This is a genomic window from Streptomyces sp. NPDC020898, assembly GCF_044333925.1.
GTDB lineage: Bacteria > Actinomycetota > Actinomycetes > Streptomycetales > Streptomycetaceae > Streptomyces.
In genome coordinates this window covers 485,378-498,393 of sequence record NZ_JBIRRV010000005.1, presented here as the reverse complement: position 1 = coordinate 498,393, position 13,016 = coordinate 485,378, and the positions used below count along the sequence as shown (strand labels likewise).

10 protein-coding genes are annotated in these 13,016 nt (G+C 70.8%); 4 read left to right on the top strand and 6 right to left on the bottom strand.

Going from position 1 to position 13,016, the window contains the following annotated elements:
• The first annotated feature begins 259 nt into the window (after positions 1-259).
• Positions 260-577: a hypothetical protein gene (locus tag ACH4TV_RS19565; protein WP_398399603.1), complete on the top strand. Its 318-nt coding sequence runs from the start codon at positions 260-262 to the stop codon at positions 575-577.
• 84 nt (positions 578-661) lie between these two features.
• On the opposite strand, the gene ACH4TV_RS19560 is transcribed toward ACH4TV_RS19565, so the two are convergent.
• Together ACH4TV_RS19560 and ACH4TV_RS19555 are read right to left on the bottom strand one after the other, a co-directional pair.
• Entirely contained in the window at positions 662-2,104 is a 1,443-nt protein-coding gene (locus tag ACH4TV_RS19560) for a GuaB1 family IMP dehydrogenase-related protein (RefSeq protein WP_398399784.1), read from the bottom strand.
• A gap of 163 nt (positions 2,105-2,267) precedes the next feature.
• The gene (locus tag ACH4TV_RS19555) at positions 2,268-2,684 is read right to left on the bottom strand and encodes a barstar family protein (protein ID WP_398399601.1); all 417 of its coding nucleotides are present in this window, start codon (positions 2,682-2,684) and stop codon (positions 2,268-2,270) included.
• Positions 2,685-2,887: 203 nt separating this feature from the next.
• Here ACH4TV_RS19555 and ACH4TV_RS19550 point away from each other — a divergent pair, with 203 nt between their 5' ends.
• Positions 2,888-5,140, top strand: coding sequence for an MMPL family transporter (locus tag ACH4TV_RS19550; RefSeq protein ID WP_398399599.1), 2,253 nt, complete (start codon positions 2,888-2,890; stop codon positions 5,138-5,140).
• Between the two features lie 88 nt (positions 5,141-5,228).
• On the opposite strand, the gene ACH4TV_RS19545 is transcribed toward ACH4TV_RS19550, so the two are convergent.
• Both ACH4TV_RS19545 and rpe read right to left on the bottom strand, forming a co-directional pair.
• Positions 5,229-6,275, bottom strand: a complete 1,047-nt coding sequence (locus tag ACH4TV_RS19545) for a sugar-binding transcriptional regulator (protein WP_398399782.1) — start codon at positions 6,273-6,275, stop codon at positions 5,229-5,231.
• Positions 6,276-6,369: 94 nt separating this feature from the next.
• Positions 6,370-7,056, bottom strand: coding sequence for a ribulose-phosphate 3-epimerase (gene rpe, locus ACH4TV_RS19540; protein ID WP_398399597.1), 687 nt, complete (start codon positions 7,054-7,056; stop codon positions 6,370-6,372).
• Positions 7,057-7,181: 125 nt separating this feature from the next.
• Here rpe and ACH4TV_RS19535 point away from each other — a divergent pair, with 125 nt between their 5' ends.
• Entirely contained in the window at positions 7,182-9,338 is a 2,157-nt protein-coding gene (locus ACH4TV_RS19535; RefSeq protein ID WP_398399595.1) for an MMPL family transporter, read from the top strand.
• On the opposite strand, the gene ACH4TV_RS19530 is transcribed toward ACH4TV_RS19535, so the two are convergent.
• Together ACH4TV_RS19530 and fmt are read right to left on the bottom strand one after the other, a co-directional pair.
• Entirely contained in the window at positions 9,319-10,737 is a 1,419-nt protein-coding gene (locus tag ACH4TV_RS19530) for an RsmB/NOP family class I SAM-dependent RNA methyltransferase (protein WP_398399593.1), read from the bottom strand. The two genes, ACH4TV_RS19535 and ACH4TV_RS19530, sit on opposite strands and share 20 nt — an antisense overlap.
• A 76-nt stretch (positions 10,738-10,813) precedes the next feature.
• Positions 10,814-11,746, bottom strand: a complete 933-nt coding sequence (gene fmt / locus ACH4TV_RS19525; RefSeq protein ID WP_398399591.1) for a methionyl-tRNA formyltransferase — start codon at positions 11,744-11,746, stop codon at positions 10,814-10,816.
• A gap of 294 nt (positions 11,747-12,040) precedes the next feature.
• Between fmt and ACH4TV_RS19520 the strand changes: the two genes are divergently transcribed.
• Positions 12,041-12,601, top strand: a complete 561-nt coding sequence (locus ACH4TV_RS19520; RefSeq protein ID WP_398399589.1) for a hypothetical protein — start codon at positions 12,041-12,043, stop codon at positions 12,599-12,601.
• Positions 12,602-13,016 lie beyond the last annotated feature (415 nt).

Here is a 13,016-nt window from a genome sequence, read left to right as displayed (position 1 = left end):
GGTTTTCACCGGGGTGCCAGCAGCCGTTCCTCCGTAGCGTGCAGAACAGATGAAACCCGCGCCGAACAGGGCGTTTCTGATCTGTAGGGGGGATCGTGCGACTTCTGTGCCGGTCTCGGCATCCAGGTTCTTCGGCGCCTTGATGCTGGGCCTGACCCTTGTGGCGACGAGTGGTTGCTCCTCACCGGCGCCTCCGGAACCGCCCGACTGGACGGAGGAGGTGATCACCCCATCACCGGAGACCACCCCGGCAACCATCGTGGAAACCACGCAAGCCGAGGCCCTGATGGAGTGGTCCGTTCCCGACAGCGTGGTGGGTGTCTGGTGCGGCGGTGCGAATGACACCCCGGACGGTCACTGGACGTACGTCTTCACCTCGGCGGGCGAAGTCGAGGCGGGGAACACGACCGGCAGCTTCTCCGGGCATGTCGTCACCCAGGCGGACGTCATGACCTTCTACGTGGACGGGAGTGACCCCTGGCAGTCGTCATGGGCCGTGGGCTATGAGGAGGCACTCGGCGTCAGCCTTCTCTACCTCGACGGGTACAGCTACTACCCGGGATCCTGCGACTCCTAGGCCGACGGCGTGAGAGCGCCGCCACGAACGGCCTCTGTTGTCCGACGGGGGTGGACAACAGGGGCCGTGGGCAAGGGAGTCGGGTCAGCTCCAGCTCGCGTGGAGCGGCTTGCCCTCCGCGTACCCGGCCGCGCTCTGGATGCCGACGATGGCCTTCTCGGCGAACTCCTCCAGGGAGTTGGCGCCGGCATAGGTGCAGGAGGAGCGGACACCCGCGATGATCGAGTCGATCAGGTCCTCGACGCCCGGGCGGTCCGGGTCGAGGAACATCCGGGAGGTCGAGATGCCCTCCTCGAACAGCGCCTTGCGGGCCCGGTCGTACGCCGACTCCTCCGACGTCCGGTTGCGCACCGCACGCGCCGACGCCATGCCGAACGACTCCTTGTAGAGGTGCCCGGCGGCGTCCTGCTGAAGGTCGCCCGGGGACTCGTACGTGCCCGCGAACCAGGAGCCGACCATGACGTTGGACGCACCGGCGGCCAGTGCCATCGCGACGTCGCGGGGGTGGCGTACCCCGCCGTCCGCCCACACGTGCTTGCCGTACTTCTTCGCCTCGGCCGCGCACTCCAGGACCGCCGAGAACTGCGGCCGGCCCACGCCCGTCATCATGCGGGTGGTGCACATGGCACCCGGTCCGACGCCGACCTTGATGATGTCGGCGCCCGCCTCGATCAGGTCCTTGACACCCTCGGCGGCGACGATGTTGCCGGCCGCGATCGGGACGTGCGGGTCGAGGTCGCGGACCAGCTTGACGGCGCCGATCATCGACTCCTGGTGGCCGTGCGCGGTGTCGATGACAAGCGTGTCGACGCCCGCGTCGAGCAGCTGCTGGGCCTTGCCGGCCACATCGCCGTTGATGCCGACGGCCGCGGCGATACGCAGCCTGCCGTTCACATCCGTGGCCGGCGTGTAGAGGGTGGCACGCAGCGCGCCCTTGCGGGTGAGGATGCCGGCCAGCTTGCCGTCGGCGTCGACGGCGGGCGCGTACCGGCGGTTGGCGGTGTCGAGGCGGTTGAAGGCCTCGCGCGGGTCGATGTCCGCGTCGAGGAGCAGCAGGTCCTTCGACATGACCTCGGAGAGCTGGGTGAAGCGGTCCACACCGGACAGGTCGGTGTCGGTGACCACACCGACGGGCCGCTGCTCGGCGTCGACGACCACACCCGCGTTGTGCGCCCGCTTCGGCAGCAGGGCGAGGGCGTCGGCGACGGTCTGGTGGGGGGCCAGCACGATCGGCGTGTCCAGCACGAGGTGCCGGCTCTTCACCCAGGAGACGACCTCGGCGACGACCTCGATCGGGATGTCCTGCGGGATGACGACGAGCCCGCCGCGGCGCGCGATCGTCTCGGCCATACGGCGGCCCGCGATGGCGGTCATGTTGGCGACGACCAGCGGGATCGTCGTCCCCGTGCCGTCCGGGGAGCTGAGGTCCACCGCCTGCCGGGAGCCGACGGAGGAGCGGCTCGGGACCATGAAGACGTCGTCGTACGTCAGGTCGTACGGGGGCTGGATGTCGTTGAGGAAACGCACGTGCTGCACATCCCGGTCGATCAGAGGTGGCCCCCGGACAGGACAGCCAGGGGGAAGAGCACGTACCTCATTGTCCCATGCCGGTGACCTGAAACCGCCTGGTCGAATCGTCCAGACGGACAGCGGGACCGCTCGTGGCATCCTCCGACGGACCACCACCGCCTCAGGCGAGCACCATCGCCACCACCAGCCCTGTCTCCGTCTCCCGCCAGTGCGCGGCGGCGTCGGCGAAGATCTCCTGGAGCGTGTTCCACTCCTCGGGCCGGGCCGCCGCGTACGCCTGCCAGTTCCGGACGAGGAGGAGCCGGCCACGGGTCGCGGGCCACCACTCCAGGTCGACGAGACAGTCCGCCAGGGCGTCCCAGTTCGCACCGAACCAGTCCGGGAACCGCATCGCGGTGGCGCAGGCGGTCATCAGCCCGGCCTTGTCCGACACGTCGGCGAGGTCGAGGTCGACGGCCTCCCAGCCGGCCTCGCGGGCGGCGTCGAGCGCGCGCTCCGCGGGCAGCGCGGCGGGCCAGGAGATGACACCGGCGGGCGCGCTGCCCGCGAGCACCGGGGCGAGCGGGTGGTCGGTCATCTCAGTACCGCCGTGAGGAGTCGCGGAGAGTCGAAGTGATCATCGCTGTAGTAGATCCCACCTCCCGCCCCATGACAACGAGGACCCGGGTGAGAACCTGGGCGAGAACCTGCGAGGACCTGGGTGACAGCCGCCCAACAGGACACGTTGATCGGCGAGTCGTTCAATGAAGAGGACCGGCCAGTCTCCGGCGGGAGCCGCGCATGTCATCGCAGACAGCAACTCCAGCACCAGCATCGGGGGGACGCAAGGACACGCGCGGGAGACTGCGTCGGCTTGGCGAGTGGTGCGCCCGGCACTTCGTGATCGTCATCGTGGCCTGGCTGGTCGCGCTCGCCGCGCTCCAGGTCCTCGAGCGTTCCTTCGGCGGTGACTACTCCGACAACTTCTCCCTGCCCGGAGTCCAGTCGCAGCAGGGCCTCGACGTACTGAAGAAGCACGATCCGGCAGCCGGCGGCTACGGCAGCCAGATCGTGCTGCGGGACTCGGCCAAGCCTTTGACCGACGTGTCCACACAGATGTCCCAGACGGTCGCCGACCTGCAGAAACTCCCGCACGTCCTGTCCGTCCAGAACCCGCTGCCACCGCCGGGATCACAGCCCACCGGCAATCAGAGCGTCGGCCCGCTGTCCAGCGACGCGAAGACCGGCTACGTCACCGTCCGCTTCGACGTCCAGCCGTCCACCCTCCACGACGACTACCTCGACGGCGTCGACGACTCGGTGAAGCCGTTGCGGGCGGCCGGAGTGCAGGTCGAGTACGGCGGACCGCTGGGCGAGCTGGCCCGGCCCGCCGCCGACGACCGGGTCAGCGAGCTGATCGGGTTCGCCGTGGCGATCGTCGTCCTGCTGGTCGGATTCGGCAGCGTCCTCGCCGCCGGCATCCCCCTGCTGACCGCGCTGATCAGCGTGATCGGCGGACTGGCCTCCCTCGGGCTGCTCGCGGCGGCGTTCACCTTCGCCACGGTCTCCCCCACGCTGGCCACCATGATCGGCCTCGGCGTGGGCATCGACTACGCGCTGTTCCTGATCACCCGCCACCGGCAGAACCTGATGAACGGCGACGATCCGGTACGGGCGGCGGGCCGGGCCACCGCCACCAGTGGGCGGGCCGTCCTGGTCTCCGGGTGCACGGTGATCGTCGCACTGGCCGGGCTGTCCGTCTCCGGGGTCTCCTTCATCGGCAAACTGGGCGTGGCCGCCGCCGTGACGGTGGTCTCCGCGGTCGTGGGCGCCCTCACCCTGGTCCCGGCGCTGCTGGGGCTCATCGGCCGCCGTATCGACCGCTACCGGGTGCGCCACCCGGTCGCCGAGGCCGGGACCGGCGATGCCGATGCCGAGGGACACGGCACCTGGCACCGCTACGCGCAGCGCGTCGAGCGGCGCCCCTGGTGGTTCCTGGCCGGCGGGGTCGTGACCGTGCTGGTGCTGGCGATCCCGGTGCTGTCCATCCAGCTCGGCCACATCGGGGACGGCGCCGATCCGAAGTCGTTCACGGACCGGCGGGCGTACGACATCATGGCGCAGTCGTTCGGGCCGGGCTCCAACGGCCCGCTGACCATCGTCATCGACCAGACGAAGGTGCCGTCCGACCAGCGCTCCGACCTCGCCTCGAAGGCGTCCAAGGCGCTGACGGACGTACCGGGCGCCGCCACCGCCACCCCGCTCACCGCGACCAAGGACGGGGACGTCCTGGTCGGCACGGTCTACTCCAAGGCGGCGCCGCAGAGCGAAACGACCACCGACCTGACGAACCGCCTGGTCGACGACACCCTGCCCGAGGCCGTATCCGGAACGGCGGCGCACGGCTATGTGACCGGCACGACCGCCGCCCAGGTCGACTTCCGTGACATCGTCGCGAGCCGCCTCCCGCTGATCATCGGCGTGGTCGTCGCCCTCGCCTTCCTGATCATCCTGGCCGTCTTCCGGGGCCTGCTGGTGGCGCTGAAGGCGGCCGTGCTCAACGTCCTGTCGATCGCGGCCTCGTACGGCGTTGTCGTGGCCGTCTTCCAGTGGGGCTGGGGCGGGCCCGCGCTGGGGGTGAACGGCAAGGTTCCCATCGAGAGCTACGTACCGATGATGATGTTCGCGATCATCTTCGGGCTCAGCATGGACTACGAGATCTTCCTGCTCTCCCGCGTCCACGAGGCCTGGCTGCGTACGGGCGACGCGCGGGCGTCCGTGGCCCACGCCCTGGAGATCACCGCCCGGGTGATCACCTGCGCGGCCCTCATCATGGTGAGCGTCTTCGCCGCGTTCGTCGTGAGCGACAACGTGGTGGTGAAGATGCTCGGCCTGGGGCTCGCGGTGAGTGTGCTCATCGACGCGACGGTCGTACGGCTGCTGCTGGTGCCGGCGGTCATGACGCTGCTGGGCGCTCACGCCTGGTGGACGCCCGGCTGGCTCGACCGGATACTGCCGCACGTGGACCCGGAGGGCGGAAAGGACGACCGATGAGTTCGTACGTTCCGTGCGCATCCCCCCTGAACAGAGCGATGCCCGGGCCCTGAAGGGGACCCGGGCATCGCCCGCACCTTCACACCCGTCAGATCCCGTCCGGATCCGCCCTGTTGAGCGCCGGCTTCGGCGTCGGACCCGCCGTCATCAGGTAGTCCGCGGCCGCGGTGTCCGTGACCAGGCTGGTGACCAGCCCGGACCGCAGCACCGCGTCGATCGCGCCGGCCTTGCGCTGCCCGCCCGCGATCGCGACGACCTCGGGGACCCGGCGGAGCTGGTCCGCCTTGACCGTGATGCACCGCTCGCCGAGGTCACGGCCGACCCGGCGGCCCTCGGAGTCGAAGAGGTGCGCGGACATCTCGGCGGCAACCCCGAGGGACGCGTAGTGGCCGCGTTCCTCGTCGCTGAGCATGTCGTGCACCGTCGAGATACCGGCCTCCCAGGAGCCGATGGAGACGCACGCGACCGTGACCTTGTCGAAGTACTCGAAGGCCCGGGCGATCCCCGTCTGGCTGCGCAGCGCGGCGGCGGTGGCCGCGTCGGGCAGCAGCATCGGGGCGTAGATGGGGTGCGCGTCGCCCCCGGACACCTGGGCGGCGCGCCGGACCGCCTCCACCGAGCCGCGCTCGGCGGTCCCGGCGTCGTACACGCCCGTCAGCTGGACCACCGTGCAGGGCGGCAGCCGGTCAAGGGCCGCCGCCATGTGGATGGTGGACCGGCCCCAGGCGAGACCCAGCACGTCACCTTCGTTGACCAGCTCGCCGAGCAGGTCGGCGGCCACTTCACCGAGGTTCTCGGGATCGGGCGACTCCTCGGAGGCCTCGGCCGGGGACTCGACCACGACCGCGTGTCTGAGGCCGTACCGGGCACGGAGCGCGTCCGAGCGCTCGGCGTCCAGTTCGGCCGGGACACGGATCTCGATCCGCACCAGATCCCGTTCGAGAGCGGTCTCCAGGACCCGGGCCACCTTGAAGCGGCTGACGCCGAACTCCTCGGCGATCTGGATCTTGGACTTGCCCTCCAGGTAGAAGCGGCGGGCCATGGCCGCCGCCTGCACCAGCTCAGCGGGTCCCATCCGCATGGCTGACCGGCCAGCCGACATACCCGACACGGCGATCTCCTCACTGCTCTTCACATCACTGCTGTTCACATTTCTGGACTCGCCGTTCATCCTTGCAGATCCGGAGTACTTGATCTGCCCGGAAGTACGTCGTTCACGTTCCCTTGGCTCAGTGGCCGCACGCCCAGGAGGCTCCGGCGGTCGCCGACTGTGCCTGGGTGCGCAGTGCACGTACCGCCTCGGCGGGGTCCGCGGCCCCGTAGACGGCCGATCCGGCGACGAAGACATCCGCGCCGGCCTCGGCGCAGCGCTCGATGGTGGAGGCGGCGACGCCCCCGTCGACCTGGAGCCACAGCTCAAGACCGTGCTTGCTGATCAACTCGCGGGTGCGCCGAATCTTCGGGAGCATGATGTCGAGAAACGCCTGACCGCCGAATCCCGGCTCGACCGTCATGATCAGCAGCATGTCGAGTTCGGGCAGCAGGTCCTCGTACGGCTCGATCGGGGTGGCGGGCTTGAGGGCCATGGAGGCTCGGGCACCCTTGGCCCGGATCTCGCGGGCGAGCCGTACCGGAGCGGCGGCGGCCTCGACATGGAAGGTGACGGAACCGGCCCCCGCTTCCACGTACTGCGGCGCCCACCGATCGGGGTCCTCGATCATCAGATGGCAGTCCAGCGGTGTGTCCGTCGCGCGTGCCAGGGATTCTACGACCGGCACGCCGAGCGTGAGGTTCGGTACGAAATGGTTGTCCATCACATCGACGTGAAGCCAGTCGGCCCCTTCGACAGCCTTCGCCTCCTCGGAGAGTCGGGCGAAGTCTGCGGACAGGATGCTGGGGTTGATCTGCACGGCCATGCCCCAAGACTGCCATGTCCTCCGGGGGTTGCGCGGGCGGGTCCGCCCTGGCAAGGGTGGTGGGCGATCCGCGGGTCGTCTGTGGTCACGGCAGACAGATCCCGCACACGGCTGTGGGGGTGGCCATGAAGGAGACCAGGACGGGCAACCGGGGAATCGGGCACCTGGTCTGCGGGCGGCGGGCCAAGTGGGTCGTGCTGGCTCTGTGGCTGGTGGTACTGCTGCTCACGGCGCCCTTCGCCCAGAAACTCACCGACGCCCAGGACAACGACGCCGCCTCCTGGCTGCCGGGGTCGGCGGAATCCACCCAGGTCCTCCATCTCTCCGAGGACTTCAGGCCGGAGCAGATCCCCGCGATCGTCGTCTACGCGCGCGAGAGCGGCCTCACCGCGGCGGACCGGGCCCGGATCACGGAGGACGTGTCCCAGCTGGAGAAGCTGCGGGCCCATGGCATCCGGGGCGCGGAGACCCGGGGGCCGGTGTACGACCGTGCCTCCGATCCGCGGGCCGCGCAGATCTTCGTCCCCATCACGATGGACGAGAAGGGCTGGGAGCGGATCGCCCCCGCCGTCGACTCCGTCCGGGCCGCCACCGGTACCGGAGCGGCGGGGCTGTCTGTGCACATCACGGGTCCTGGGGGTACGTCGGCGGACTTCTCCGAGGCGTTCGAGGGCATCGACTCCACGCTGCTGCTCTCGGCGATGGGCGTGGTCGTCGTGATGCTCCTGCTCACCTATCGCAGCCCCACCCTGCTGGTGGTGCCGCTGCTGGGCGTGGTCGCGGCCCTGTTCACCGCGCAGGCACTCATCTACTTCCTGGCCGAGCACGCGGGTCTGACGGTGAACGGTCAGAGCGCCGGCATTCTCACGGTGCTGGTGTTCGGCGCGGGGACGGACTACGCCCTGCTCCTGGTCGCCCGTTACCGGGAGGAGCTGCGCCGGCACGAGGACCGCCACGAGGCGATGGCACTGGCCCTGCACCGCGCGGGTCCCGCCGTCATCGCGTCCGGCGCGACAGTCGTGCTCAGCATGCTGGTGCTGCTGGCCGCCGAGATGAACTCGACGAGGGGCCTGGGCCCGGTGGCAGCGATCGGGGTGGCGGTGGCCCTGCTGGCCATGATGACCCTCTTCCCCGCCCTGCTGGTGATCTTCGGCCGCTGGGTCTTCTGGCCGGTGATCCCGCACAACGGCTCGCCCGACCCGACCGAACGCGGTCTGTGGGCCCGGATGGGCCGGGGCATCGTCCCCCGCCCCCGCATGATCTGGGCCATCACGGCGGCGGCGCTGGTGGCCTGCTCCCTCGGTCTTCTGCAGCTGCGCGCCGAGGGCCTGAGCAACGCCGACGCCTTCACCGACAAACCGGACTCGATCGTCGGCCAGGAGGTGTCCGCGCGCTACTTCGCGGCGGGCAGCGGCGACCCGCTCGTCATCATCAGCAACCAGGCGCAGGCCCAGCAGGTCGGCCAGGCGGTCGCGGACACGCGAGGCGTGGTCCCGACCTCCCTCGGTCTACCGGAGGGCACGAAACCCGCCTTCGAGGGCCAGGTGCTCTTCGAGGCCACGATGACCGCCCCCGCGGACAGCGAGGCCGCGAAGCAGACCGTGGAACGGGTCCGGGACGCCGTGCACGCGGTGCCGGACGCGGACGCCCAGGTGGGCGGCGGTACGGCGGCCCTGCTGGACATGGACGAGGCGACGACCCACGACAACATCCTGATCATCCCGCTGGTCCTGGCGGTCGTCCTGCTGATCCTCTGCGTCCTGCTCCGGGCCCTGATCGCCCCGCTGTTGCTGATCGGCACGGTGGTGCTGTCGTTCGCGGCAGCCCTGGGCATCAGCGCCCTCGCCTTCCGCCACCTGTTCGACTACGCGGGCGAGTCGACGGACTTCCCGCTCTTCGTCTTCGTGTTCCTGGTGGCGCTGGGCATCGACTACAACATCTTCCTGACCACCCGTATCCGCGAGGAGGCGGCCCGCCAGGGCACCCGTAAGGGGGTGGTGACGGGCCTGGCGACGACGGGCGCGGTCATCACCTCGGCGGGCCTGGTCCTGGCCGGCACGTTCGCGGCCCTGGGCACGCTGCCCATGGTGGCGTTCGCGGAGATCGGCTTCGCAGTGGCCCTGGGCGTGGTCCTGGACACGTTCGTGGTCCGGTCGGTGCTGGTCCCGGCCCTGTTCCTGGACGTGGGCCCGAAGGTGTGGTGGCCGCACCGGCTGGCCAAGGAGGACGGCGGGGCCACGCCCCCGGAACCAACCCCGGAGGTCACCCGGTCCGGCGGATGAGGGCCAGATACATGGCGTCGGTCCCGTGCAGATGCGGCCACAGCTGTACGTCGGGACCGTCGCCGAGGTCGGTCACTCCCGGCAACAGGGGCCGGGCGTCGACGAGTTCGGTGTGCGGGTGCTGCTTGAGCGCGTCGTCGACGACGGCCCTGGTCTCGGCGAGGTGCGGCGAGCAGGTGGCGTAGCCGACGACACCGCCGACGCGCACCGACTCCAACGCGGTGGTCAGCAGCGCGCGTTGCAGGGGCGCGAAGCCCTCCAGGTCCTCGGGCCGCCGCCGCCAGCGTGCCTCGGGCCGCCTGCGCAGCGCCCCGAGCCCGGTGCACGGCACGTCCATCAGCACCCGGTCGAAGCTGCCGGCCCGCCACGGCGGCCGGGTCCCGTCACCGACGACGACCTGGTACGGACCCGGATTGCCGTTCAGTGCCTTCGCGACCAGCCCGGCCCGGTGCGGCAGCTTCTCGGAGGCGAGCAGCAGCGCGCCCCTCTCCGCGGCGAGAGCGGCGAGCAGCGCGGCCTTGCCGCCGGGCCCGGCACACCCGTCGAGCCAGGCCTTGTCGGGCCCGTCGATCGGAACGTTGGCCAGGGCGAGGGCGACGAGTTGGCTGCCCTCGTCCTGCACCCCCGCGCGCCCGTCCCGTACGGCGTCGATGGCACCGGGTTCGCCGCCTTCGGAGAGCCGCACGGCGTACGGCGACCAGGTCCCCGGCACCGCGGCCTCCTCCAGGAGCAGCTCCTCGGTGGTGGACCGCCCGGGCCGGGCGACCAAGGTGACCTCGGGCCGCTCGTTGTCGGCGGCGAGCAGCTCCTCGATGCCGGCGCGTCCGCCCCCCAGCGAGTCCCACAGCGCGGAGACGACCCACCGGGGGTGCGAGTGCACGACGGCGAGATGGTCCTCGGGATCCTCGTCGTAGGGCGGCGCGACCCGCTCGATCCAGCCGTCGAGATCGTGCTGGGCGACCTTGCGCAGCACGGCGTTCACGAACTTGGCCCGCCCGTCGCCCAGGACGACCCGGGCCAGCTCGACGGAGGCGGACACGGCGGCGTGCGTGGGAATGCGCGTCCCGAGCAGCTGATGCACCCCGAGGCTCAGTACGTCGAGCACCGGCGGATCAACTTCCCGCAGGGGCCGGTCGATACACGCGGAAATGACGGCGTCGTAGGTCCCCTGCCGGCGCAGCGTCCCGTACACCAGCTCGGTGGCGAGAGCCGCGTCCCGCCCGTCGAAATCCCCCTTCGCCCGGGCCGCCCGAAGCAACGGAGGCAGCACCAGATTGGCGTACGCGTCCCGCTCGTCCACGGCCCGCAGCGCCTCGAAGGCGAGCATGCGGACGGGGTCCTTCTGGGGCCGACGGTAGGGCTTGCCGGGCTTGTGGGGCCGACGGGGCTGCTCGCTCACGAAAAAGGTGCTCCGGATACGGGAAAAGGGGTACGGATTCCAGCGTACGTCGTGTCAGACCGGGGAAGAGAGGGCGTCAGGCCCCGAGAACCTCGCCGTCGGCGATCCGCACGCCCCGTGCCCAGTCGGCGGCGCGCATGGGCTTCTTCCCCTGGGCCTGCACCCACAGCAGCTCGACGGCGTACGACCCGGTGCCGACGTACACGTTGTTCTTGCCGACGGAGAGCACCCCGGGAGCGAGATCGGTGCGCTCGGGCACGGGTGCGACCTGGATGAGCTTGAGCCGCTCGCCCCGGAACACGGTCCAGGCACCGGGCGCGGGAGTGCACCCGCGCACGACCCGGTCGGCCCGCAGCGCGGGCGCGGACCAGTCGATGTGGGCGTCCTCGACGGAGATCTTCGGCGCGAGGGTGATGCCTTCGGCGGGCTGCGGTACGGCCTTCAGGGTGCCGTCCTCAATGCCGTCCATGGTCGCGGCCAGCAGCCCGGACCCGGCGAAGGCGAGCCGTGTCAGCAGGTCGCCGCTGGTGTCGGTGGGGCGGATCGTCTCGGTGACCGTCCCGTAGACGGGCCCGGAGTCGAGGCCCTCCTCGATGAGGAAGGTGGAGGCCCCGGTGATCTCGTCGCCGGCCATGATGGACTGCTGCACGGGCGCGGCCCCACGCCAGGCGGGCAGCAGCGAGAAGTGCAGGTTGACCCAGCCGTGGGCGGGGATGTCGAGGGCCACGCGGGGCAGCAGGGCCCCGTACGCGACGACGGGACAGCAGTCGGGCTCGATCTCCCTCAGCCGCGCGAGGAACGCCTCGTCCCTGGGCTTCACGGGCTTCAGCACCTCGATGCCGGCCTCCTCGGCCCGCTGGGCCACGGGACTGGCGACGAGCCTGCGCCCCCGCCCGGCAGGGGCGTCGGGCCGCGTGACGACGGCGACCACTTCATGCCGTCCCGACCCGATCAGGGCATCCAGAGCGGGAACGGCGACCTCGGGGGTACCAGCGAAGACAAGCCTCATGGGTGGGCGGGGGCCTCTCGGACGGGGTTCTGCGGGCAGCGCACCAGTCTATGGCGGGCGGAAGGGCGCAGCAGGGAGGGGGCGCCGGCCGCTCGGAACCAACCGGTGGAGCGTGCCTGGGAAGCGTGTGTGGGAGAGGAGGGCACCGCACTCCAGGGGGCGTACGCATATGCCCCTACGCCCCCGCACCGTGACCACTCACGCAAAATCGCGTTGGTCAAGAAAGAGTTGACCACAACGGGCCGCACCTCGCGCGGCCCGATCCTTTTCAACGCCGGTTCGAGAGGCTTGTTCATGGCCGACCACGCAACCCACGACGCCCAGGCTCGGGCAAGCCTGCACTTGCTGGTGCGGGACATCGAGCGGGTCCGCCGGCAGGTGGACGCACTGCGCACCCTGACCGCCCAACTGGGCAACGTCTACCGCCCGCGCCGCTCCGGCCCCTCCACGGGCTTCGTCGTCTACGGACGCGCCCCCGCCCCGACCGTCCGCCTCGCCCAGGAACTCCGGGACAGCGTCGAAACCCTCGTCACGGCCGCCGTGGACTTCGACCGCTCACTGGGCTTCTCCTGGGACGCGGTGGGCTCCGCGCTCGGGGTCACCAAGCAGGCGGTCCACCGCCGTTACGGCGCCCGCCGCGCCACCGCCCAGGCAGCCGCCGAGGCCGAACGCGCCACGGAGAACTCGGGCACCCGCGCGGTCAGCGTCGGCACGGTCGCCGGCGTCGGCACCGGCATGCCCACGGTGCCGACGGTCCCCGCGGCCCGTTCGATGCCGACCCAGCCGACGGCAGGCAGCCCGACCCTCCGCGACGAGGCCAGGCCCACCGCATTCCCGGGCCCACGCAACGGCTGACCCAACCCACGCCCCACCTCACCCTCTGCCCTCCCGCACCACACCCGGGAGGGCAGAGCCACGCAAGCCCCCAACGACTTGCCCCCACCACCTCATCCGACGCCCGGCGCCCACCCCGGGTCCAGTACCGACCCGACCCCTGGATCCCACTTCAGGTCCTGTTCCGCCTCCACAACCAACCCACCAGATCCCAGGCCCCGGCCCGCCCCGGGTGCCAGTCCCACCAGACCTCCGGATCCCACTTCAGGTCCTGTTCCGCCTCCACAACCAACCCACCAGATCCCAGGCCCCGGCCCGCCCCAGGTGCCAGTCCCACCAGACCTCCGGATCCCACCTCAGGTCCTGTTCCGCCTCCACAACCAACCCACCAAATCTCAGGCCCCCGGCCTGCCCCAGGTCCAGTCCCGCCAGATCC

Coding starts and splice junctions, on each gene's coding strand:
- ACH4TV_RS19555 (WP_398399601.1), bottom strand. CDS start 2,684: ATGACCGACCACCCGCTCGCCCCGGTGCTCGCGGGCAGCGCGCCCGCC.
- ACH4TV_RS19550 (WP_398399599.1), top strand. CDS start 2,888: ATGTCATCGCAGACAGCAACTCCAGCACCAGCATCGGGGGGACGCAAG.
- rpe (WP_398399597.1), bottom strand. CDS start 7,056: ATGGCCGTGCAGATCAACCCCAGCATCCTGTCCGCAGACTTCGCCCGA.
- ACH4TV_RS19535 (WP_398399595.1), top strand. CDS start 7,182: ATGAAGGAGACCAGGACGGGCAACCGGGGAATCGGGCACCTGGTCTGC.
- fmt (WP_398399591.1), bottom strand. CDS start 11,746: ATGAGGCTTGTCTTCGCTGGTACCCCCGAGGTCGCCGTTCCCGCTCTG.
- ACH4TV_RS19520 (WP_398399589.1), top strand. CDS start 12,041: ATGGCCGACCACGCAACCCACGACGCCCAGGCTCGGGCAAGCCTGCAC.